This is a genomic window from Pseudoalteromonas sp. CO325X (assembly GCF_004208955.1).
GTDB lineage: Bacteria > Pseudomonadota > Gammaproteobacteria > Enterobacterales > Alteromonadaceae > Pseudoalteromonas > Pseudoalteromonas ruthenica.
This window is the reverse complement of record NZ_SGPG01000006.1, coordinates 1-22,629: the sequence shown is the minus strand read 5'-3', so window position 1 is coordinate 22,629 and position 22,629 is coordinate 1. Positions and strand designations below refer to the sequence as shown.

Sequence of the window (22,629 nt, the reverse complement as noted above, 5' to 3'; positions counted from 1 at the left end):
ATGGGCGCAATTGCGCCCTTCCCTTACTTCGCTTTGGCACCGTTTTGGTTGTTAGCAAGTGCCTCGTCGATATAGTTATCTATTTGTTGTTCCAGTACATTAAGAGGAATTGAGCCATGGCGCAAGACCTGATAGTGGAACTCGCGCACGTCAAAATCATGGCCTAAAGCGTTTTCCGCTTTAGCGCGCAAGCGCTTAATGGTGAGCTCACCAATTTTGTATGACAGCGCCTGAGCCGGCCATGAGATATAGCGATCAGTCTCGGTTTTCACATTATGCAGCGACAGCGCGGTATTATCACGCATAAAGTTCAGCGCTTTATCACGGCTCCAACCGAACATGTGCATGCCTGTGTCGACCACTAAACGCGCTGCGCGCCACATTTCATAAGTAAGACGACCAAAATTACTGTAGGGATCTTGATAGAAGCCCGCTTCTAAGCCTAAATACTCACTGTACAGCCCCCAACCTTCGCCAAAGGCCGATAAATAGGCGTCGCGTCGATAGCTAGGTAGGTAATCAAGCTCAGCATTGAGGGCAATTTGTAGATGGTGACCCGGTACGGCTTCGTGTAGGGTCAAAGCTTCTAAAACATATAATGGCCGTTTATCCAGTGCATAGGTATTAACCCAGTAGTAACCAGGCTCATCATCTTTGCTTGCCCCCACATAACGACCTGTGGTGTATTTTGGCGCAATACTCGCTGGCACCGGAGCGACACCGTAAGGTTTGCGTGGTAACTGCTTGAATAGTTTAGGCAGCTGCGCATCCATCTTTTTGGCGATGAATGAGGCTTCTTTCAATAGCTCTTCCGGTGTCTTAGCGTAAAATTGTGGGTCGGTACGTAAAAATTCAATAAACTCAGCAAAACTGCCTTCGAATCCTAAATCATCAATAATCGCCTGCATTTCGCCGCGAATACGAGCCACTTCTTGCAGACCGAGCTCATGAATTTCTTTCGCAGTCATCTGCGTGGTGGTGTAATGACTCGCTCGATTAGCATAATAAGCTTTGCCATTTGGCACTTCAGAAATCCCTATCGATTCACGTGCACCTGGCTGATAGGTTTGCGTAAAGAAATCGTAATAGCCTTGGTATGCTGGCAATACCTGTTCACCGATAACGCGCTTAGCTTGCGCTTGCAGCTCAGCAAAGGCCTCATCACTCACCCCTGCGGTGTTACGCTTGAAAGGGGCATAAAATGCAGACTCGGTGACATCATCGACCAAGTACGCGCTTATCGACTCCTCATAGCCGGCAAGCACGGCTTTAGGTTGCGTTAACCCTGTTTCGAGCCCTTTTTTCATCCAATAGATGTTTTGCTCAAAGAACCGAGGCACTTGGCGCAGGCGCGCTAAGTAGGTTTCAAATCCTTGAGCAGAACTGTAATCTCCACGCTGCACCATAAATGACAAGGATGAGTGAAAACCATATTCGGAGGTAAGGGGCATATAGTGCGTATTGAACACATACTCATCGACACTGTTTTGCACCTGCGCAGTCAAAATTTGCAGATTGATCTGATTCTCTTCACTGAGCGTGCTTTTATCGATAGCTTTAAGCTTATTCAATAATGCTGTTTTATCTTGGTATTGCTGCTCTAAGAATTCAGGCGATAAATTGGGGAGCAAATACCCGTCAACCTCTTGCTTATAGGGGTTTACGCTTTCTCGATAACTGACAACCTGCTCAGCCAATGTGGTGAACTGGTTATTAGTATTGGTCTTGTGTGCTGAGCTTGCGCAGCCACCCAAAGCAAGGGGAATCGCACAGGCCAATGCCAGTTGCTTAATATGTGTTCCTAGGTTCATGCTTTATTCTCATTGATTGTGCATTTCGCCATACTCTAGCCTACCACAGCGCGCGAGCCAACCGCTTGCGACCAGCGTCCAAATGTCGGTTCTGCGCATAAAGTGGGCGCTTGGTCGCAATTATGTAACCAGAGTATTCCAAAAGAGAACAATTTGCTTTTTAATACCGCCAAGGGATGTATAAGCAAGCTAGGATTGGCTGCACCTCCATTTCAACCTGGTGATTGTGATTATGATGTTCCATGACTCCATGGCCAACGCGCAAGAGAAAATGACCCAAGTCTGTCATTTGCTCGAACTGCATGCGCTGCCGCCAACACCTTTAAATTACCATGTGCTGTACCAGCATGTGAGTGAAGGCGAAAGTGCACTGAGTGAGGCCTTACAAGCTGCTGTAACCGAAGGCCGCATCATTGATTCAGTGTTAATGGAAGAGTTGTATATACAACATCTCACACCGGATCATCAAAAGCAGACCGCTATGGTTGAACGTATTAGCGAATTGATAGGTAATCTAGAGCGCAATAGCAAAAGCAATCAAAAACACATCGACCATTACCACCTCGAAATTGATCGTTGTGCTCGCGCTTTAGATGAACATGATGTTGATAAAAGCCGACACCAGCTGCGTAAGTTAGCCGAGCATACCCTAGTGTTAAAAGGGCAAATGCAAAAGTTTAAGCAACTACTGGAACAAATAAAGCAGCAATACCTTAGTACTAAATCGCAACTAAAACGCCTTAAAGACAAACACCATCTCGACCCACTCACCGGCCTTTATCACCGTCATTATCTCGATAAAAAATTTCAGTATTGGGCCAAGAAGCAGCATCAAATCTCTTTGATCCGTATTGATGTCGAAAACTATCAACAGTTTTGTCATGACTACGGCGACAGCATTGGTAATTTAATGCTCGAAAAAGTAGCCACCAAAATAGACAAATATGTCAAAGAAAGTGGTTTTTGCGGGCGCACCCAGAATGAGCAATTTACCATTATGATGGCCGACGTCGAGGCACAAACCGTGGACCTCATTGCCGAAAAAGTACAAGCCGGCATCAGTAAGCTTCGCTTTGTAAGTTCACGCAGTGGTAAACAGCTCCCTGGTGTGGCGTTTCAATGCCAAACCATACATCGCCAGCAAGAGCCTAACTTTAGCGCCCTCGTCTCATCCACTCATTAGCTTCTGTGCTTGCTAAAAACGGCTTAATCCTTGAGCTGTTACAGGGCCTCAAGTACACTATGACAAACTCTCCCTCTGGGCTTAAATTAGATGAAAGAAGCTGAGCAAAAAACCACCCACTTTGGCTATAAAACGGTTGCTACAAGCGACAAAGTTAACCACGTAGCGGATGTCTTCCACTCTGTTGCTGCCAAATACGATTTAATGAATGACTTGCTCTCTTTTGGCATCCACCGCTTGTGGAAACGGGTTACCATTGCCAGTTCAGGAGCCCGCAAAGGGCAAACCATACTAGATTTGGCCGGTGGTACAGGCGATTTAACCGCTAAGTTTAGCCAACTAGTGGGAGAGACTGGCAAGGTGATTCTCGGCGACATCAATGACTCAATGCTTAAAGTGGGTCGCGATAAACTGCGCGACCGAGGCCTAGTCAGCAACATTGAATATGTACAAATGAACGCCGAAGCGCTGCCATTTCCCGATAACAGCATAGATGTGATCACCATTGCGTTTGGTTTACGTAATGTGACTGATCAGAGCAAAGCCCTTGCTTCGATGTTTCGCGTATTAAAACCCGGTGGACGATTACTGATTCTTGAGTTTTCCAAGCCTGAACATGAAGTGCTTACTAAACTGTATGATATGTACTCATTCAACATTTTACCGCAGGTCGGTAAAGCGGTACTCAATGACAGTGAGTCATACAAGTATCTAGCAGAATCAATCCGTATGCACCCGGACCAAGACACCTTGGAAGCCATGATGAAAGAAGTGGGCTTTGAGCAAACCAGTTATCAAAATATGACCGGGGGCATTGTTGCCCTCCACCGTGGCTTTAAATTTTAAGAGGCAAATATGCTCTCTCACTTTGCTGTAGCCAGCGCTGAAAAGCTGGCTAACCGACTGATACTGCTTGATCCGCAGTTGCAGCAAAGGCTGCAACAGATAAACACTCAAGTGCTGGTACTGCACATTCGTGACTGGCAGCAGTATGTAAGTGTTCACTATGGTGATGCAGGGCTAATGCTGCAAGCCCATAATGAAGCACCCGAGCAACACCAATGCTTTATTAGCGCTGATACTGATACATTAATGAAGCTAAAGGATCCCTCTTTGCTCACCCAGCTTATCCGCCAAGATAAGCTCGACCTTGAAGGCGATATTCATCTGGCCCAAGCCTACAGCCAAGCCTTTAATGATTTGGATATTGATTGGCCCGAGCACTGGTCTAAATATATCGGTGATGCGCCAGCACAGTTGCTATGGCAAACTCTCAGTAAAGGTAAAACGCAAGCTCAGCAGAGCCTCACTAAACTCGACCATATCGTGCTCACGCTCTTGCAGGATGAACTTAAAGTGAGTATTCACCCGCTAGAATTAGAACAATTCACGCGCCAGAGTCGCCAGCTAAAATCCGACGTCCAGCATCTTGAACAACGTATAGATGCGTTGTTGACGCACGTTCAGCAAACACAGTAAAGAGGTGCCCTTTGTCTGCGGCAAGACTGTATTTCATCACTAAAACCTTATTGCAGTATGGCATCGATGAACTGCTGCCACAGCAGAAGCTTCCTTGGTTTGCCAAATTGGCTCGACGCAGTATTTTTTGGTTACGTAATCGCCATAAGGATAAACCCGCAGGCGTGCGTTTACGTTTAGCGCTACAAACATTAGGGCCGGTGTGGATTAAGTTTGGACAAATGCTCTCTACCCGTCGCGACTTGCTACCACCGGAAATCGCCAGTGAGCTGGCTCTGCTACAAGACCAAGTCCCTCCTTTTGCAGGTGATCAGGCCAAAGCCATTATCGAGCAAGCACTGGAAGTTAATGATATCAGCGACGTGTTCAGTGAGTTTGATGTGACTCCCTTGGCTTCCGCATCAATTGCGCAGGTGCATACGGCCACTCTCATTGACAACGACGGTGACCACCAAGATGTGGTCGTTAAAGTCATTCGTCCTAACATCAAAAAGCAAATAGATGCCGATTTAGCGCTGATGCAGCAATGCGCCCGAGTTGTCGCTAAACTGCTTAAAGAAGGCCGCCGTTTACGTCCGGTGGAGGTTGTTAAGGAGTATAAGAAAACCCTTATCGATGAACTCGACCTGATGCGCGAAGGCGCCAATGCGATTCAGCTACGACGTAATTTTGAAGACTCGGAATCACTTTATATACCCTTTGTGTATAGCGACTTTAGCCGCACCAATGTGCTGGTTATGGAACGTATATATGGCATTCCCGTATCCGACACCGATGCCTTATTAAAGCAAGGTACCAATATGAAGTTATTGGCGGAACGTGGCGTTGAGGTCTTTTTTACGCAAGTATTCCGCGATAGCTTCTTCCATGCGGATATGCACCCTGGCAATATTTTTGTTTCCTTTGATAACCCTCATAACCCGCAATATATCGGCATCGACTGTGGCATTGTTGGTACCTTAAATAAAGAAGACAAACGCTATTTAGCGGAAAACTTTATCGCCTTTTTCAATCGTGATTATCGTAAGGTTGCTGAGCTGCATGTGGATTCTGGCTGGGTCCCTGCCGATACCAGTATTGAAGAGTTTGAATTCGCTATTCGCACTGTTTGTGAGCCCATATTTAACAAGCCGCTAGCGGAAATTTCGTTTGGTCATGTGTTGGTTAATTTATTCAATACCGCTCGACGTTTTAATATGGAAGTGCAGCCACAGCTCGTACTACTGCAAAAAACACTGCTTTATGTCGAAGGACTAGGGCGACAGCTTTACCCTCAGCTAGATCTGTGGAAAACCGCCAAACCCTTCTTAGAAGACTGGGTTAAACAGCAAGTAGGGCCTTGGGCGGTCGCCAAACAAATGTACGCCAACTTACCATTTTGGGCAGAGAAGTTTCCTGAGCTACCGGATCTGATCTACCATAATTTGAGGCGTCAACAGCATCCTCCTGCGCCACCAGCAACCAATCACAAAGCGATTATTTTAGCGTTAGCTGGCTGCACAGGACTGATCGTTGCTTGTTTAGTCGCGCTGGCGCAACATCCTGTATTTTCAGCAGTCAGTGCCGTCGCCGGGTTTGCAGCGCTGTTTGCTGCTTGGCGTAAAGGCTAACAGCACTATGACATCATCTTTGTGCGCGGTATACTTCGCCACAGTTTAGTAGGACATTTCGGAGACAGTTATGGGTTTTGGCGGTATTAGTATTTGGCAGTTGTTGATCGTATTAGCGATCATCGTGCTACTTTTTGGCACTAAAAAGCTACGTAATATAGGCGGTGATTTAGGTAATGCAGTAAAAGGCTTTAAAAAAGCGGTATCGGATGACGAGAATAAGCCCGATGCAAAATCAGATGATGCTAAAATTTCTGAATCGAAACAACAGGCTGAAGAAAACCCAAGTCAAAAAGACAAAGATAAGGTGTAGCCACCCATGGGCATGTGGGAGTTATTGGTGGTGTTCGTTGTGGGCCTTATTGTACTTGGCCCTGAGCGCTTGCCTGTGGCGATTCGAACGGTAAGCCGCTGGGTAAAAACAGCCAAAGGCATGGCTAATAATATTTCTGCACAGGTCAATGAGGAACTGCGTGTACATGAGCTACATCAGAACCTTAAAAAGGCTGAACAGCAAAATATGGAAAACCTTCCAGACGATGTTAAAGATTCGGTGAATGAATTACAAAAAGCGGCCCAGTCAGTAACGCGTAGCTACGACACATCGCCAACCAAAGACAGCAGTAACAAACATGAGTGAACCTCAGCAAAGCGGCTTTATAGCCCACCTGGTCGAATTACGAAACCGCCTAATGCGCTCTTTACTGTGCGTATTACTCGTCTTTATTGCCTTGGTCTATTTTGCTAACGACATTTACGCCTTTGTCGCCGCCCCCTTACTGGCGCACTTACCAGAAAATAGCCAGATGATTGCTACCGATGTCACCGCGCCGTTTTTTGCCCCTTTTAAATTGACCCTGTTTGTCGCCGTATTCGCCGCTATTCCCTTTATCCTGCATCAGGTCTGGTCATTTATCGCCCCAGGCTTATACCAGCACGAAAAGCGCATGTTAATACCCGTATTGCTTTCCAGTGTGCTGTTATTCTATGGTGGTATCGCTTTTTGTTACTTCGTTGTCCTCCCCATCGTACTCAGCTTCTTCACCGGTATTGGCCCTGAGGTTATGACGCTGACGCCAGACATCAGCAGCTATTTAGGGTTTGCATTAAAGCTATTTTTCGCCTTCGGTATTGCCTTTGAAATTCCGGTAGCCATCATGCTGCTTTGTTGGAGTGGGGCCACGACCACCGCGAGTTTAAAGCAAAAGCGCCCTTATATCGTGGTTGGGGCTTTTGTGGTCGCGATGTTTCTAACGCCCCCCGATGTGTTATCACAGACCTTGCTCGCCTTACCGATGCTGTTATTATTTGAGCTCGGCCTGATTTTGGCCGCCTTTTATAGCGCTAAATCACCACAGGAAGAAAAACAATGAAAAAATATTTAGTATCCGCCGTGCTCACCGCTTGGGTGGGAACACTTTCTCCCGCAGCCATAGCCAATGACGGCGTGAATATTCAAGCGCTAAAGGCCTGTAGCTTTATTGAAAATGATTTTCGTCGCCTGCTGTGCTACGACAACATCATGGCCGGCAAACCTATTGATGCCATGCCTAAAGGCGAAGTGAAAAACACCAACGCTGCACCGCAAAGTAATAAAAAAGCGCAAGCCGCAAGTGTTGCCGGTGCGCCAGCAAAACATAGCAAAGCCAATAAAGCAGACTTTGGCCTAGAGCATAAAAAAGAAAAAGAACAAAAAGACGATAATAACGAGCTTCGCGCGCGTGTAAGCCAAGTTGATGAAGCCCCTTATGGTGAGCTTATTTTGACTCTCGACAACGGCCAAAAATGGCGCCAAATTGGCACCGAACATTTTCGTTTGAATAGCAATGATACAGTGATTATTAGCCGTGGCATGTTCAACTCTTTCCTACTGAAAAAACAAGGTGCAAATAAGTCTATCCGTGTTAAACGCGTTGATTAAGTAGCTGCCATGATAGATATCGGAGTCAATCTCACAAGCAACCAATTTGCAGCAGATACTGACGCTGTGGTTGCTCGTGCGCGCGACGCAGGTATCACCAATATGGTAGTGATTGGTTGTGACGAGCGCGATAGCCAGCATGCAGTTGAGCTGGCACGTCGCCATCAGTTGTTTTGCACCGCCGGTATTCATCCCCACAATGCAAAAGATGCAAGCGCCGAGCTCGAACACGTTATCGCCCAGCTAGCCAGTCAAAGTGAAGTACTGGCTATTGGTGAATGCGGCCTCGACTACAACCGCGACTTCTCACCGCGACCTGTACAGCGCGAGATTTTTGCTCGCCAGCTAGCTTTGGCAAATGAATTATCGCTGCCCGTGTATTTACATGAACGTGATGCCAGTGCGGATATGCTAGCACTGCTGCAAGAGTATCAACCCCGTGGAATTGTGCACTGCTTTACCGGCAATGCTGAACAGGCTCAGCACTATCTTGAGTTGGGCCTGTATTTAGGCATCACAGGCTGGGTATGTGATGAACGTCGCTCGCAAGCGCTCAATGAAGCCTTGGCGCATATTCCTAGGGAGCGATTACTAGTTGAGACTGACGCTCCTTACCTCTTGCCTCGGACAATACGGCCAAAACCAAAGTCACGGCGCTGTGAACCCCATCACCTTAGCTATGTGGTCACCCACTTAGCTCAACGCTACGCATGCACGGAGGCAGAGATCATCGCGCAGACCAAACATAACTTTAGCCAATTGTTTAATGTGGAGCTGCGTTAGTTATGCGTTTGCTTGCTTGGGCGATGATGCTGCTGTGGTCGTGCTCAGCGCTCGCCTCAAGCATGAGTATCAATACCGAAGCAGACTCCTTAGCAACAGCACAAAATTCACCTCATTGGCAACCCCTTAATAAGCCGTTTATCAACTTGGGCAACAAAGTGCGTTATGGCTGGCTGCGGGTGAATTTAAGCTCTCACCAATACCCACCCAGCGTGTATATTATTGCCATCGATAACCCGTTAATAGACAGTCTCAAAGCGTTTCATTTGCGTGATAATAAGCTAATCAACACGCGCACTATAGGTAGTCAGGTTGATACTGCAGGTAGACTTTTTAAAGATGAATCACTGTCCTTTTATATTGATACCCGTAGCCCTGGGGAGCACTGGGTCTACATCGAAGTGATCGCCAGTGACGGCTTTAGAATGCCGGTTAAGGTGCATACTCTAAAAAGCTACTTTGAGTACAAAAGCAGCTTCAATAGCTTATTCGGGGCGGTGATGGGCCTCGCTGCAACGCTGATATTGACCACCTTATTCTTTTTTATTCTGTCACGACAAGCCCGCTTCTTATTGGCCACGGCATACATTAGTGCTTTGGCACTGATAGGTATTTACGTGTTTGGCTATGGCTATCGCTATTTGCACCCCGATACACCTTGGCTACAAACGGCGGTGTTGCCCATACTACTAATGGCTGCACCAAGCCTCTTAATTGCCTTGAATCAAACACTGATAGCGCCGGTAAAACGTAAAATGGTGATTACAGTCATGCTCATTACTGTGGTTATCGGCCTACTTCCAAACCTATTACCTGCCGCTATTGCCGACCCTATCGTGGTTGTTGCGAGTACCTTATTTTGTTTATTCGGCACGGCCTACAGTGCTTGGCAGGGGTATCGCAAGCAACAACAACAGTTATGGGTACTCAGTATTGCCAGTCTGATGTTACTCGCGCTTATGAGCTATTTTTGTCTCAACTATTTTGGTTTCGCATTGCCGATTAGCAAAACCAGTTGGTGGCTTTTTTTGCCCCCAGCGAGCAGTGCCTTACTGGTCTGTTTTGTAGTTATTCGCAACTTATTAAGTCAGCACAGTGAACGCATGCGCGCACAGCAACAAGCGCTGGCGGAGCAGCAAACGCGAGACCAATTACTGGCTCAGCAGCTGGCACTAGAGGAACAAACTAAAGAAGAACTAGAAAATAAAGTAGAAGAGCGCACTATAGAGCTACAAATTACTCTGCGGGAATTAGAAGAAAAGAACACTGAGCTAGAGCGCATTAATAACGAGGACCCATTAACGGGTGTCAAAAATCGCCGCTTTTTCGATAAGCGTTTAGAGCATGAGTTACGGCGCTCACAACGGGATGACGCTCCGTTGAGCCTGCTAATGATAGACATAGATCACTTTAAAAAGGTCAACGATAGCTATGGTCATCCCGCTGGCGATGCAGCTATTAAATTGGTGTCACAAACTATCAAAGCCTGTTTGCGCCGGCCATTTGACCATGTGTGCCGCTTCGGCGGTGAAGAGTTTGCCGTTATTTTACCTAATACCACTCACGAAGGCGCCCTCAAGCTGGGCGAAGAAGTATGCACTGAGGTAGGTCAACAACAGGTTGAATTCTCAGAGCACCAATTTTCATTAACTGTTAGTATTGGCGTGCATACCGCTTACGGGGAAACCACCGCTCACGCTGGCGACATCACCCATATGGCGGATGAGGCGCTATACCATGCTAAAGCGCATGGTCGTAATCAAGTAATTAGCTCACAATCTTTGCCTTAGGAGAGCATTATGGCCCAATCAGGACTCGACCTGTTTCCTTATACGCGTATGCGTCGTTTACGTAAAAATGACTTCTCTAGACGCTTAACTCAAGAGCATGAGCTCAGCGTTAATGACTTAATTTATCCAGTGTTTGTCTTGGAAGGCAAAAACCGCCGCGAACAGGTTGAATCTATGCCTGGCGTTGAGCGCTTGTCCATCGACTTATTGATTGAAGAAGCCAAAGAGTTGGTCGCTTTAGGTGTGCCCGCTATTGCCCTATTTCCAGTCACACCCAGTGAAAAGAAATCTCTGCATGCCGAAGAAGCCTATAACCCAGAGGGATTAGCACAACGCACGGTGCGCGCTTTGAAGAGCGAACTGCCTGAGCTGGGAGTGATCACCGATGTTGCCTTGGACCCCTTCACCGTGCACGGTCAGGACGGCATCATTGACGAGCAAGGCTATGTTATCAATGACATCACCACCGAGGTGTTGGTGAAACAAGCGCTGTCACACGCCCAAGCGGGTGCCGATGTCGTTGCCCCCTCAGATATGATGGATGGTCGTATCGGCGCTATTCGTGAGGCGCTAGAAGAGCAAGGCCTGATCAATACCCAAATTATGGCTTATTCTGCCAAGTATGCGTCAAGCTATTATGGCCCATTTCGCGATGCGGTCGGCTCAGCGGGTAACCTCAAAGGGGCTGATAAAAAGACCTACCAAATGAATCCTGGAAACTCCGATGAGGCCCTCAGAGAAGTCGCGCTGGATTTACAAGAAGGCGCTGATATGGTCATGGTGAAACCAGGCATGCCCTACTTAGATATTGTTCGACGCGTTAAAGATGAGTTTTCCGTGCCCACCTTCGCCTATCAAGTCAGTGGTGAATACGCCATGCACATGGCTGCTATTGAAAACGGCTGGTTAGAAGAAAGAGCCATTGTTATGGAGTCTTTACTTGCCTTCAAACGTGCAGGGGCTGACGGTATTCTCACTTATTTTGCTAAACGCGCGGCGCAGTGGCTTAACGAATCTTAAGCTTAACACCCAACTTTTTTCTGAGAAAAAGCGCTAACAAGTTAACAACTTGAAATTTTCGTGTAACTTATTGGGGGCATAATATGTCCCCCCCTTTAGGGATAAATAACAATACACGGGAAGCTATCTAATGAAAAACACAGTCACACCTATCGCTCTAGCGGTGGCGGCCTCGTTGGCATCGCTCAGCGCTCAAGCAGATATCTTAATATCAGAATATGTCGAAGGCAGTAGCAATAATAAAGCCATCGAGCTTTATAACCCCAATTCAGAGTCAGTCGATTTAAGCCAGTATAGTATTGAGTTTTACTTTAACGGCAGCACTACGGCTGGTTATACTCTCGATCTCTCAGGCTCACTGGCAGCTGAAGGCGTTTTTGTTGCCGCACATGAATCAGCAGATGCTGCAATTCTAGCAGTCGCTGATCAAATTGCAGGCGGTGGTTGGTTCAACGGCGATGATGCCATTGTGCTTCGTAAACAGGGTGACGTCATTGATAGCCTTGGTCAGGTTGGCCTCGATCCTGGTTCGCAATGGGGTGAAGGGCTCACCTCTACGCAAAATAATACCCTGCGCCGTATTGATGGCACCGGTGCTCGCACCACCCTTGACACCGCCTATATCCCTAGCGACTTCTTTATTGGCTATGAGCAAGACGACTTCAGTGATTTGGGCACCTATCAAGGAGGTTCCGGCCCAGTCGACCCCGACCCTGATCCAGAACCAACCCCCGAGCTCACATGTGCTGATCCAGCCACTACCATTAGCGAAATCCAAGGGCCAGGCATGGCCAGTCCCCTGCAAGGCGAGCAAGTTATTGTCGAAGCGGTGGTCAGTGCTGATTACCAACAAAGTGACGCCCTTAATGGCTTTTTCTTAGCATCACTCAACGCTGATAATGACCCCCTCACCTCTGAAGGTATTTTTGTTTATCACAGTGATGATGACGTTAATGTCGGCGACCGTGTACGACTTCAGGCCACCGTTGATGAATACTACGGCGCCACACAATTAAAGAATGTGACGGCGCTGAAGAGTTGTGGTACTGCACAAGCCGATATCACTGAAATCACGCTACCGGTTGACAATATCGACGAGCTTGAAGCCTATGAAGGCATGCTCATCAGTGTCGCCCAGCCAATGTACGTAGTAGATAGCTATAATTTGGCACGCTATGGAGAGCTTGGCCTAGCAACAGAGCGCTTATATCAAGGCACCCAAGTGGCGCTACCAGGTGATGCCGCCAATGCGCTTGAAGCGCAAAACCAGCTAAAACAGTTATTACTTGATGATGGCTCAACACAGCAAAACCCTGAAGTGATTCCTTATCCTGGAGCTGGACTGGACGCCTACAATACCGTGCGCTTAGGCGACAGTGTAGAAGGCCTCACTGGGGTGCTGGGCTATGGTTTTGATCGCTACCGTTTACATCCAACCACGGCTGTACAGTTCACTGCCAGCAACCCGCGCACTGAAGCGCCAGTACTCAATGAGCAGGGCGATATAAAAATCGCTAGCTTTAATGTTTTAAACTACTTTAACGGTGATGGCCAGCAAGGCGGCTTTCCAACCTCTCGCGGCGCCGATGATTTGCAAGAATTTATTCGCCAAGAGCAAAAGCTCGTTACCGCCATCACCGCCATGGATGCCGACATTGTTGGCTTAATGGAAATTGAAAACGATGGCTTTGGCGAGTTCAGTGCTCTAAGTTCGTTAGTCACTGCACTGAACGATGCAACTGATAACGGCGAATATGCCTTCGTTGATTTTGCCGTAGCCGAGGTTGGCACCGACGCCATCACCACCGCGCTCATTTACCGTAGCGACCGCGTACAAGAAGTTGGCACAGCCAGCATCAATGATGAAGACGCCTTATCCTATGGTAACCGCGCGGCGATCGCACAGAGTTTCCGTGATGTTGAAAGTGATGAAGTGTTAACGGTTGCTGTCGCTCACTTAAAATCCAAAGGTGGCTGTAGCCGCGCCGAAGGGCTCGATCAAGACCAAAATGATGGTCAAGCCTGTTATAACGCAACGCGCGTAGCCGGTGCCGCACAGTTCGCTTCATGGTTGGCGAGCCAACCCACTGGGGTGGCTGATGACGATGTGATCATTGTCGGTGATATGAATGCTTATGCGCAGGAAGACCCCATGCAAACCTTTGCCGACGCTGGATTTGCCAATGTCATTCCTACGCTGGAAGGTAATACGTTGGGTTACTCATATAACTTCCAAGGCCGCTTAGGCAGCTTAGACCACGCTTTGGCATCACCCAGCCTTATGAGCAAAGTGGTTGCTGCTACCGATTGGCATATTAATGCTGATGAGCCTCGGGTGTTAGACTACAACTTAGAGTATAAAACCCAGGCACAGCAGGCCAGCTTGTATGCCGAGCATGCATATCGCGCATCAGATCATGACCCCGTCATCGTCGCCATCGCTGCCGAGCAATCTGAGCCCGAAGAACTTGTGGGCGAGTTTACTGGCCTTAGTGGATGGTTTTGGCCTCGCAACTTTACTATCGACTTACCAGAGGGTTACCAAACGCTAGATATCGAGCTCGTGGGTGGCTGGGGTCAAGTTGATCTGTACGTTAGCCACCAACGTCGCCCGTCTATTTTCCGTGCCGATTGTGCCTCACGTAACTGGGGGACTGCAGAGCAATGTCACTTTGATAACCCTGCTGCTGGAAAGTGGAAAGCCCGTATTCTTGGCCCTCTGCCCTATGGGAATGTCACGTTACGCTACCGTGCGGTTAAAGCCGACTAATAGGGTTTAATACCGAGCGAGAATGGCGTCACGAGCGCCATTCTCGATTATCTTTTTTAGTCCCTGTTCAAATAACTTTTGCAGCCGCTCGCCATCTGGGTGATGGGGAGAAAAAGCAAGAAAGATATCGGTTCCTTCATTAATAAATGCCACTTGAATATTATCGCTAATCCCTTGGGTACGACGTAGATAATTTGCTGATTTAATGAAAATAAGCGCACTGTCTAAGCGCCCTAACATCAGCCTTCGCATGTTAGGTAAATCGGAGTTAGCATACGCCGCCACCACTTTATGTTCGGCCACCAAAGCAAGAAACTGGTCGCCATAGCCATATCCTCTAACAATACCTACTAACTCGCCATTAAACTGCGCACGATTAGTAATTTTCAGAGCCCGTTGGGTATTGTGATAATATGCAGAATACGCCTTATAAAGAGGAGTACTACCGAGTAAGTACTTCTCTTTACTGATAGCATCGATAGGCACATTAAAGCCCGCCACATAAGCACCGGTATCGAGGTAATGCAGCACCCGCGCATAAGGGTAAATATGGTAGTCGACTGACACGTCTACCGCTGCAAAAGCGGCCGTGATTATATCATTCGCCATGCCCGTACCATCGGCATTGGCATAGGGAGTCCATGCGTCTTCAGCAGCGATAACCACGCGCTCGGCTTGGCAAGGTGCAGTTAGAAACAACAAGGCAAGAAATAGGCAGCCGCGACTCATGCTCTCTCCAGCACACCACAAATTATTTTATTATAGGCACTGCTTGGTTGGTCGCGACAAATTATCCTAGATATCTACATGATCAATGGTGGTGGCCGCCTGACATAGCTTGGCCATCACTGTGATAAAACCCTGATGCACCGTGCTCAATAAAGCCCTGATTTATCATTTTCGCCAAAAATGGGTCATGTTCATTATCGCCCACATCGGCATAGTCCGTAGTTTGATAACGGTCCCAATGAGCAAATTGTTGCTGCACTTGTTGCGGGTTAAGCTGGTAACTTTGCAACGTTAGTCTGCTTATTTGTTGCCACCTGTCTTGATGGTCAGCGTCTTCACGTGCCACCACAAGCTGCTTGACCAGCTGCAATGCTGGCAGCCATACCAGCGTCATTTTATAGCCATTTTGCTGGCGTTCGAAGTGCTGCTCTTGGCCGCAGCCCTCACCTTGCGTACGTGATGGCGGTTGTGAAAGTAGGTCACTGTGCACTAACTGATATTTTTGTGACCAACTGACTGGTTGCCCGCCCTCTTTTAGCTCACCAGGTTGGTACTCAATGCCTCTTTGGTAATGCTCAAAATAACGAATAGGCCGCACTTGCTGATTAGATAGACGTTGCCAGAGCTCAACGACCCCCTGGCTGTTGGCCTGATGCGCTACCTGATCGTGCAGCCGCCAAAGCGAAAATAGCTGCTCTTCTTGAGCGCCTTGCTGCTGTATATAATTGGCTTTTAACACCTGCGCATTCGCTTGGCATTGCTGTTGCGCATACACACTGGCACTACACATGGCGACTGCCAAGGTGGCTAATTTGACATACTTCATCATTTTATCCTCCACTTAGGGCCGAGGACATAGCAATCTATGCCCTCGACCTTAGGTGATTAATTACCTAGCTTGGCTTCTGCTTTACTCACTAAATCTGCAGCGTGATTAATCACGTGGAAGATATAGTTTTGCTCATTAGTTCCGGTCACTAGGTGGGCTCCAGGACCCTGGGCATACACACCCACATCTTCACCCGCATGAGTTTCTGAGCTAAGTGGCACCAGCGCTTCTTGGTGGAATCCCGCTGTGGTGGTGTCAATGGTGCTCAAATCCACACGACCAGTGACAATCTCACCGTTGTAGCCAGCATCAGCGTTGGTCTGTGCGCCAAGGTTCTTAAAGCCGTTGCCATTGGTGTAGCCCAAAGTGGTGTAAGGCATTCCATCGGCTGCCAAGGTAGGCTCGTCGCTGCCAACGGCAACCACTTTACCTAAAATAGGGTTACCTCGTTTCGGGTAGCCAGCAATGGTAAATACATGGCTATGATCTGCGGTTACGATGATCAGGGTCTCATCCGTGTTGGTCTTTTCCATCGCGGCTTGCACCGCCTCGGCCAACTCCACCGTGTCGTGGAGTGCGTTATAGGCATTTCCTGCATGGTGAGCATGATCGATACGGCCCGCCTCTACAGTCAGAAAGAAACCTTCGTCATTGTTATCAAGAACATCAATGGCTTTTTCCGTCATCGCCGCCAGCGACGGCTCACCGGCGATATCATTGCTTCGGTCTTGCTCATACTGCATGTGCGATTCGTTAAATAGCGCAAAGATGCGCTCAGTGCTGGCAGGATCGATAGCATCAAAGCCCGCTTGATCCATCACATAGGTGCCATTGGGGTAAGCCGCTTGCCATTGCGCCGTTAAGTCACGGCCATCGGTGCGGTCACCCTCGGTGCTGCTTTGCGCATCATTGCTATTAAATGCGGCATCTTTTGGCAGGAAGTGACGACGACCACCGCCCATTACCACCTCAATACCATCAATATCGACGTCGAATCGCGCTTCCAGATTAGGCTCAAAGTTAACTAATTGCGAGGCAATGTCTTCGCACCCAGCCGCGACCGCATCAGCGGGCATATCGGAGATGTCTTCCCAGTTACGGTCGGCCGACTTGGCATAGGTGGCAGCCGGTGTGGCGTGAGTGATCCGCGCGGTTGACACAATCCCTGTTGATTTACCTGCGATTTCTGCCAGCTCTAAGGCGGTTACTAACTCATTGCCGGACACCGATGCACAATCACCACGGGCAATCCCTTCAGCCACGCCAATCACACCCACATCGGTTTTTACACCTGTCGCCATAGCCGTCATAGTGCCAGCTGAATCAGGAGTTTGCGCATCAACATTATAGGTTTTAGCAAAACCAGAATATGGCATGGTTTCAAAGCTCAGCTGGTGCTCCTCACCCATTTTTCCTTGTAGTTGCCCAGCTAAAATACGTGCAGCTGTGACCGTGGAGATGCCCATCCCATCACCTACGAACAGAATCACGTTTTTCGCTTTTTGATTACTGCTGCTTAGCTGCTCGGCACGTTGTTGTGCCTGCGCGACTTTATCCTGAGCATCGCTAAACCAAGCGTTGCCCGTTAGGTTAGCCAGTTCATCATCATCTAATGTAGTTTTAATCGGGTTACAATTGGTCGTTTGCGCTGCAACTTCATCGCCATCAAGCTCGCCATTGCCATTGTCATCGGCACCCACTTGAGTGTAGACACCACCATTAATGCATTGACTATCACCCACAGCTATGTCGGTGTTAACAGTTAGAGTCGGCGCGCCATCATCGTCAGAGCAACCCGCCAGTGCCGCAACCACGGCAAGAGAAAGAATATTTAGCTTTTTCATTGTAATACCTACTTACTTAGTGAGCTCAAGGGCTGAGTCGATAATGTGGAACACCATGCTTTGTTCAATCACTCCCTGCGCTAGATGCGCGCTGGGACCCATAGCATGAAGGGAAATATCTTCGCCTGCGTGTGTCTCTGAGCTAAGTGGAATGGTTGCTTCTTGGTGAAAACCTGGGGTGGTGGTATCGATACCCGCCAGATTTTGACGCCCGGTTTGCGGCGCATCGCTGTAGCTGACATCAGCGTTAGTTTCCATGCCTAGATCGCGAAAGCCCAAGCCATTGGCATAGCCAAGCGTGGTGTATGGCTTACCATCCGCTGCAAGCGTCGGCTGCTGCTGCCCTACCGCCACTACCTGACCTAGAATAGGGTTACCACGTTTAGGGTAACCGGCAATGGTAAAGACGTGGCTGTGATCCGCAGTCACCAAAATCAATGTTTCTTCGGGGTTAGTGTTCTCGATGGCATACTGCACGGCATTAGCCAGTTCGATTGTATCGTTCAGCGCATTGTATGCATTACCCGCGTGGTGAGCGTGGTCAATACGCCCGGACTCAACCGTAAGGAAAAAGCCTGTATCATTATTATCAAGCACAGATATTGCTTTAGCGGTCATTTCCGATAGGGAAGGCTCACCAGCAAGATCATTGCCTCGGTCAGCTTCATATTGCATATGAGATTCATTGAACAGTCCAAACACCCGCTGAGCGTCATCGGCTATCGCATCAAAACCTGCACGGTCCCATACATAGACACCATCGGCATACTTTTGTTGCCATTCCTGAGTTAGGTCGCGACCATCGGTGCGGTCCCCTTCGATAGCGCTGCGGGCATCAAGAGTGTTATACGTTTCGTCTTTCGGTAGGAAGTGACGGCGGCCACCGCCCATAACCACTTCTATGCCATCCACGTCAGTACCAGCAAAGCGAGCTTCAAGGTTTTGTTCAAAGTTAACCAATTGCGTAGCGATATCCTCACACCCTTGTGCAACCGCCTGCGCAGGCATGTCTGACACGTCTTCCCAGTTACGATCTGCTGATTTGGCATACGTTGCTGCAGGAGTGGCGTGGGTAATACGGGCGGTGCTGACGATACCAGTACTTAATCCTCGAATTTCAGCAAGCTCCAAAGCAGTAATTAGTTCATTACCAGCTACTGTGGCACAATTTCCGCGCTCGATATCTTCATCTACACCAATCACACCCACATCAGTTTTAACTCCTGACGCCATGGCGGTCATGGTGCCTGCTGAGTCTGGGGTTTGTGCATCAACATTATAGGTTTTTACCTGAGCCGAATAAGGAAACTTCTCGAAGCTAAGGTAACCTTCTTCACCCATTTTGCCGTTATTTTGGCCCTGTAGAATACGGGCTGCTGTGAGTGTGGATACCCCCATACCATCGCCAACAAACAGAATCACATTTTTGGCCTTAGTCAGTTTTTGCTGATTGGCCAATTGCTGCTTCTCGTTGAGCTTATTCTTATCTGTTTGATACCACTGACTATTGGTCTGAACGTCAGGCAAGACTCCGGCCTGCACTGGTGTGCACACCAGCGAGGAGAAGGCCGAGGCTGCCGCCATCGCCAAGGCTAACTTTGATACTTTCATTTTTTGTTCCCGTGAGTTTTATTATTTAGCGCTGTTAAGAAGCTGTTCTTAACCACAAATATGTACCAGCAAGGGTTGTACTGGCGTCGTTACTGTAGGGAACGAATGTTTCTAAAATATAACCATTTATTGACGGACAGATGATGAATATATGACAGCGAATACGGGAGCAGAGGAATAGGCATAAAAAAACCCAGGCACTAGCCTGGGTTTTTCTTAGAAGAGGCGACTATTACTTCGCTTCTTTTTTCGCTTTTTCTGCAGCGATTACTTCGTCAGCAACGTTTTGCGGACAAGGTGCGTAGTGTGAGAACTCCATAGAGAACTGACCACGACCAGAAGTAATAGTACGTAGGTGGCCGATGTAACCAAACATCTCAGATAGTGGTACTTCACCCTTGATGCGTACGCCCATGCCGCCCGCTTCTTGGTCTTTGATCATACCACGACGACGGTTAAGGTCACCGATTACGTCACCCACGTTGTCTTCAGGAGTGAATACGTCAACTTTCATGATTGGCTCAAGAAGTTGTGCACCCGCTTTAGGGATAGACTGACGGAATGCGCCTTTTGCAGCGATTTCGAACGCGATAGCTGATGAGTCAACTGCGTGGAAAGCACCGTCAAATAGTTCAACTTCAACGTCTAGTACTGGGAAGCCGGCAAGAACACCTTCTTCCATCATAGATGCGAAGCCTTTCTCAACTGCTGGCCAGAATTCCTTAGGAACGTTACCACCAACAACGCTTGAGCTGAACTTGTAGCCTGAACCTACTTCACCTGGCTTGATACGGTAATCGATCTTACCGAATTGACCAGAACCACCTGATTGCTTCTTATGCGTGTAGCTATCTTCGATTTCTTTGGTGATAGTTTCACGGTAAGCAACCTGAGGCTGACCAACAATAAGGTCTACGCCGTAAGTACGCTTAAGGATATCAACTTTGATATCAAGGTGCAGTTCACCCATACCTTTAAGGATGGTTTCACCTGAATCTTCATCAGTCTCAACTTGGAAAGATGGATCTTCTGCAACCATTTTACCGATTGCGATACCCATTTTCTCTGTACCACCTTTATCTTTAGGTGCAACAGCGATTGAGATTACTGGATCAGGGAAGATCATCGCTTCAAGCGTACATTCGTGCTTAGGATCACATAATGTGTGACCAGTTTGCACGTTCTTCATACCAACAACAGCGATGATGTCACCCGCCTGCGCTTCGGTAAGTTCGTTACGCTCGTCAGCTTGCATCTCAACCATACGGCCGATACGCTCAGTTTTACCTGTTGCTGAGTTAAGTACTGTGTCACCTTTTTTCATGCGACCCGAGTAGATACGGATGAAGGTAAGTGCACCAAAACGGTCGTCCATGATTTTGAACGCAAGCGCTTTAAGTGGCTCATCTGCAGATACAGTTGCAACTTCACCAGTAGGCTCACCAGTGTCTTTGTCAGTTAGTGGCTGCGGATCTACTTCTGTTGGTGAAGGTAGGTAATCAACTACAGCGTCTAGCACTAGCTGCATACCTTTGTTCTTGAACGCTGAACCACAGTAAGTTGGGAAGAACGCAAGATCACGAGTACCTTTACGGATACACGCTTTGATTTGCTCTAAAGAAGGCTCTTCACCTTCCATGTATGCTTCCATTAGATCGTCGTCTTGCTCAACGGCAGTTTCAACAAGCATCTCGTGATACTCATTTACTTTGTCTACCATGTCAGCTGGAACGTCTTGTACTTCGTAGTTTTCAGGAAGACCTGTGTCATCCCAAACGTATGCTTTCTTCTCAAGTACATCAACAACACCAGAGAACTGGTCTTCGATACCGATAGGAAGAGTCATCACTAGTGGGTTTGCGCCAAGTACTTTTTTCACTTGCTCTACAACGCGGTAGAAGTCAGCACCCATACGGTCTAGTTTGTTTACGAAGATACAACGTGCTACTTCTGATTCGTTCGCATAACGCCAGTTAGTTTCTGACTGCGGCTCAACACCACCAGAACCACAGAATACACCGATACCACCGTCAAGTACTTTAAGTGAACGATATACTTCTACTGTGAAGTCAACGTGTCCAGGAGTATCGATTACGTTTAAACGGTGACCTTTCCACTCACATGTTACAGCTGCTGATTGGATTGTAATACCACGCTCAGCTTCTTGGTCCATGAAGTCGGTCGTTGATTCGCCGTCATGTACTTCACCGGTTTTGTGAATTTTACCGGTGAGCTTCAGAATACGCTCTGTCGTGGTCGTTTTACCCGCATCTACGTGCGCGAAAATACCAATATTTCTGTATTTTGATAAATCTGCCATTGCTTTACTCTATTGGTCGAAAAATTATTCGGCGGGAGTATATCACCTCTTGTGGCGAACATCATCATAGAAACCGCTTAAAATGCAATCAAATTAGGAAAATCTTGGGGTCGCCAATAAAATCGTTTGAGCCAAGGTAGGATGCGGCTTTGCCGGAGCTAAAAAGACATGATTTCATGTTGATAAAACGCCACAGTAGCAATACAAAAATGTGCCAAAAGGGGTATAGCGTTTTATTTAAAACAACGCAGGGTAATTCATTGTAAAGCTTGAATATGAACGCGACACGCCGTGGCGACGACCTTAGATCGAATAAATTTGAAGTAGTAATTGGTAGTGAAGTCTACTAAGAATTGGTTGCGGGAGCCGGATATGAACGCGACACGCCGTGGCGACGACCGTAGGTCGAATAAATTTGAAATAGTAATTGGTAGTGAACTCTACTAAGAATTGGTTGCGGGAGCCGGATATGAACGCGACACGCCATGGCAACGACCGTAGGTCGAATAAATTTGAAATAGTAAGTTGGTAGTGAGGTCTGCTAAGAATTGGTTGCGGGAGCCGGATGTGAACGCGACACGCCGTGGCGACGACCGTAGGTCGAATGGATTTGAAATAGTAATTGGTAGTGAGGTCTGTTAAGAATTGGTTGCGGGAGCCGGATATGAACGCGACACGCCGTGGCGACGACAGTAGGTCGAATGGATTTAAAATAGTAATTGGTAGTGAAGTCTACTAAGAATTGGTTGCGGGAGCCGGATTTGAACCGACGACCTTCGGGTTATGAGCCCGACGAGCTACCAGACTGCTCCATCCCGCGTCAATATAGGTGATAACTGGCGATAAAAGTTGGTTGCGGGAGCCGGATTTGAACCGACGACCTTCGGGTTATGAGCCCGACGAGCTACCAGACTGCTCCATCCCGCGTC

General features: G+C 47.9%; 18 protein-coding genes and 2 tRNA genes. 12 read left to right on the top strand and 8 right to left on the bottom strand.

All coding sequences use genetic code 11. The features are described from left to right. Positions 1 to 23: 23 nt before the first annotated feature. The gene (locus EXT46_RS02450) at positions 24 to 1,811 is read right to left on the bottom strand and encodes a DUF885 domain-containing protein (RefSeq protein WP_130145029.1); all 1,788 of its coding nucleotides are present in this window, start codon (positions 1,809 to 1,811) and stop codon (positions 24 to 26) included. Between the two features lie 232 nt (positions 1,812 to 2,043). Here EXT46_RS02450 and EXT46_RS02445 point away from each other — a divergent pair, with 232 nt between their 5' ends. From EXT46_RS02445 to EXT46_RS02390, 12 genes are all read left to right on the top strand, one after another. Next, a complete protein-coding gene (locus EXT46_RS02445; protein WP_130145027.1) occupies positions 2,044 to 2,994 on the top strand; it encodes a diguanylate cyclase in 951 nt (316 codons plus the stop codon). 90 nt (positions 2,995 to 3,084) lie between these two features. After that, positions 3,085 to 3,840 carry a bifunctional demethylmenaquinone methyltransferase/2-methoxy-6-polyprenyl-1,4-benzoquinol methylase UbiE gene (gene ubiE, locus EXT46_RS02440; protein WP_022943908.1) on the top strand — a complete coding sequence of 252 codons (756 nt, stop codon included), beginning with the start codon at positions 3,085 to 3,087 and terminating at the stop codon, positions 3,838 to 3,840. A gap of 9 nt (positions 3,841 to 3,849) precedes the next feature. Next, positions 3,850 to 4,473 (top strand): SCP2 sterol-binding domain-containing protein, encoded by a 624-nt coding sequence (locus EXT46_RS02435; protein ID WP_130145025.1) that lies wholly within the window; start codon positions 3,850 to 3,852, stop codon positions 4,471 to 4,473. Positions 4,474 to 4,484: 11 nt separating this feature from the next. Beyond that, complete coding sequence (gene ubiB, locus EXT46_RS02430) at positions 4,485 to 6,083, top strand: ubiquinone biosynthesis regulatory protein kinase UbiB (protein ID WP_130145023.1); 1,599 nt, start codon at positions 4,485 to 4,487, stop codon at positions 6,081 to 6,083. 70 nt (positions 6,084 to 6,153) lie between these two features. Continuing rightward, on the top strand, positions 6,154 to 6,396 hold the full coding sequence (gene tatA, locus EXT46_RS02425; protein WP_053911688.1) for a Sec-independent protein translocase subunit TatA: 243 nt from the start codon (positions 6,154 to 6,156) through the stop codon (positions 6,394 to 6,396). Positions 6,397 to 6,402: 6 nt separating this feature from the next. Beyond that, complete coding sequence (tatB, locus tag EXT46_RS02420) at positions 6,403 to 6,723, top strand: Sec-independent protein translocase protein TatB (RefSeq protein WP_130145021.1); 321 nt, start codon at positions 6,403 to 6,405, stop codon at positions 6,721 to 6,723. Continuing rightward, the gene (gene tatC, locus EXT46_RS02415; protein WP_130145019.1) at positions 6,716 to 7,456 is read left to right on the top strand and encodes a twin-arginine translocase subunit TatC; all 741 of its coding nucleotides are present in this window, start codon (positions 6,716 to 6,718) and stop codon (positions 7,454 to 7,456) included. The genes tatB and tatC overlap by 8 nt, the downstream gene beginning before the upstream one ends. Further along, on the top strand, positions 7,453 to 8,004 hold the full coding sequence (locus EXT46_RS02410) for a hypothetical protein (RefSeq protein ID WP_045980264.1): 552 nt from the start codon (positions 7,453 to 7,455) through the stop codon (positions 8,002 to 8,004). The genes tatC and EXT46_RS02410 overlap by 4 nt, the downstream gene beginning before the upstream one ends. Before the next feature lie 9 nt (positions 8,005 to 8,013). Beyond that, the gene (locus EXT46_RS02405; protein WP_130145017.1) at positions 8,014 to 8,787 is read left to right on the top strand and encodes a TatD family hydrolase; all 774 of its coding nucleotides are present in this window, start codon (positions 8,014 to 8,016) and stop codon (positions 8,785 to 8,787) included. A gap of 2 nt (positions 8,788 to 8,789) precedes the next feature. Then, positions 8,790 to 10,577, top strand: coding sequence for a sensor domain-containing diguanylate cyclase (locus EXT46_RS02400; RefSeq protein ID WP_130145015.1), 1,788 nt, complete (start codon positions 8,790 to 8,792; stop codon positions 10,575 to 10,577). A gap of 9 nt (positions 10,578 to 10,586) precedes the next feature. After that, positions 10,587 to 11,597 (top strand): porphobilinogen synthase, encoded by a 1,011-nt coding sequence (gene hemB / locus EXT46_RS02395; RefSeq protein WP_022943899.1) that lies wholly within the window; start codon positions 10,587 to 10,589, stop codon positions 11,595 to 11,597. A 130-nt stretch (positions 11,598 to 11,727) separates the two neighbouring features. After that, positions 11,728 to 14,367, top strand: a complete 2,640-nt coding sequence (locus EXT46_RS02390) for an ExeM/NucH family extracellular endonuclease (RefSeq protein WP_130145013.1) — start codon at positions 11,728 to 11,730, stop codon at positions 14,365 to 14,367. Between the two features lie 6 nt (positions 14,368 to 14,373). Here the strand turns inward: EXT46_RS02390 and EXT46_RS02385 are convergent, their stop codons facing one another. The 7 genes from EXT46_RS02385 to EXT46_RS02355 all read right to left on the bottom strand — a co-directional run bounded on the left by EXT46_RS02385 (position 14,374) and on the right by EXT46_RS02355 (position 22,627). Further along, positions 14,374 to 15,096: a transporter substrate-binding domain-containing protein gene (locus tag EXT46_RS02385; protein ID WP_130145011.1), complete on the bottom strand. Its 723-nt coding sequence runs from the start codon at positions 15,094 to 15,096 to the stop codon at positions 14,374 to 14,376. A gap of 82 nt (positions 15,097 to 15,178) precedes the next feature. Next, entirely contained in the window at positions 15,179 to 15,925 is a 747-nt protein-coding gene (locus EXT46_RS02380) for a hypothetical protein (RefSeq protein WP_130145009.1), read from the bottom strand. Between the two features lie 56 nt (positions 15,926 to 15,981). Beyond that, positions 15,982 to 17,769: an alkaline phosphatase gene (locus tag EXT46_RS02375; RefSeq protein WP_130145007.1), complete on the bottom strand. Its 1,788-nt coding sequence runs from the start codon at positions 17,767 to 17,769 to the stop codon at positions 15,982 to 15,984. Positions 17,770 to 17,781: 12 nt separating this feature from the next. Then, the gene (locus EXT46_RS02370; protein WP_130145005.1) at positions 17,782 to 19,380 is read right to left on the bottom strand and encodes an alkaline phosphatase; all 1,599 of its coding nucleotides are present in this window, start codon (positions 19,378 to 19,380) and stop codon (positions 17,782 to 17,784) included. A gap of 232 nt (positions 19,381 to 19,612) precedes the next feature. After that, entirely contained in the window at positions 19,613 to 21,700 is a 2,088-nt protein-coding gene (gene fusA / locus EXT46_RS02365) for an elongation factor G (RefSeq protein WP_045980256.1), read from the bottom strand. A 743-nt stretch (positions 21,701 to 22,443) separates the two neighbouring features. Beyond that, positions 22,444 to 22,520: transfer RNA gene (locus tag EXT46_RS02360), tRNA-Met, on the bottom strand. Positions 22,521 to 22,550: 30 nt separating this feature from the next. Next, positions 22,551 to 22,627, bottom strand: a tRNA-Met gene (locus EXT46_RS02355). Positions 22,628 to 22,629 lie beyond the last annotated feature (2 nt).

Excerpts from the sequence above, each read along its gene's own strand:
- EXT46_RS02450 (WP_130145029.1), bottom strand. The coding sequence starts at position 1,811 with ATGAACCTAGGAACACATATTAAGCAACTGGCATTGGCCTGTGCGATT.
- EXT46_RS02445 (WP_130145027.1), top strand. The coding sequence starts at position 2,044 with ATGATGTTCCATGACTCCATGGCCAACGCGCAAGAGAAAATGACCCAA.
- ubiE (WP_022943908.1), top strand. The coding sequence starts at position 3,085 with ATGAAAGAAGCTGAGCAAAAAACCACCCACTTTGGCTATAAAACGGTT.
- EXT46_RS02435 (WP_130145025.1), top strand. The coding sequence starts at position 3,850 with ATGCTCTCTCACTTTGCTGTAGCCAGCGCTGAAAAGCTGGCTAACCGA.
- tatA (WP_053911688.1), top strand. The coding sequence starts at position 6,154 with ATGGGTTTTGGCGGTATTAGTATTTGGCAGTTGTTGATCGTATTAGCG.
- tatB (WP_130145021.1), top strand. The coding sequence starts at position 6,403 with ATGGGCATGTGGGAGTTATTGGTGGTGTTCGTTGTGGGCCTTATTGTA.
- tatC (WP_130145019.1), top strand. The coding sequence starts at position 6,716 with ATGAGTGAACCTCAGCAAAGCGGCTTTATAGCCCACCTGGTCGAATTA.
- EXT46_RS02410 (WP_045980264.1), top strand. The coding sequence starts at position 7,453 with ATGAAAAAATATTTAGTATCCGCCGTGCTCACCGCTTGGGTGGGAACA.
- EXT46_RS02405 (WP_130145017.1), top strand. The coding sequence starts at position 8,014 with ATGATAGATATCGGAGTCAATCTCACAAGCAACCAATTTGCAGCAGAT.
- EXT46_RS02400 (WP_130145015.1), top strand. The coding sequence starts at position 8,790 with ATGCGTTTGCTTGCTTGGGCGATGATGCTGCTGTGGTCGTGCTCAGCG.
- hemB (WP_022943899.1), top strand. The coding sequence starts at position 10,587 with ATGGCCCAATCAGGACTCGACCTGTTTCCTTATACGCGTATGCGTCGT.
- EXT46_RS02390 (WP_130145013.1), top strand. The coding sequence starts at position 11,728 with ATGAAAAACACAGTCACACCTATCGCTCTAGCGGTGGCGGCCTCGTTG.
- EXT46_RS02385 (WP_130145011.1), bottom strand. The coding sequence starts at position 15,096 with ATGAGTCGCGGCTGCCTATTTCTTGCCTTGTTGTTTCTAACTGCACCT.
- EXT46_RS02380 (WP_130145009.1), bottom strand. The coding sequence starts at position 15,925 with ATGATGAAGTATGTCAAATTAGCCACCTTGGCAGTCGCCATGTGTAGT.
- EXT46_RS02375 (WP_130145007.1), bottom strand. The coding sequence starts at position 17,769 with ATGAAAAAGCTAAATATTCTTTCTCTTGCCGTGGTTGCGGCACTGGCG.
- EXT46_RS02370 (WP_130145005.1), bottom strand. The coding sequence starts at position 19,380 with ATGAAAGTATCAAAGTTAGCCTTGGCGATGGCGGCAGCCTCGGCCTTC.
- fusA (WP_045980256.1), bottom strand. The coding sequence starts at position 21,700 with ATGGCAGATTTATCAAAATACAGAAATATTGGTATTTTCGCGCACGTA.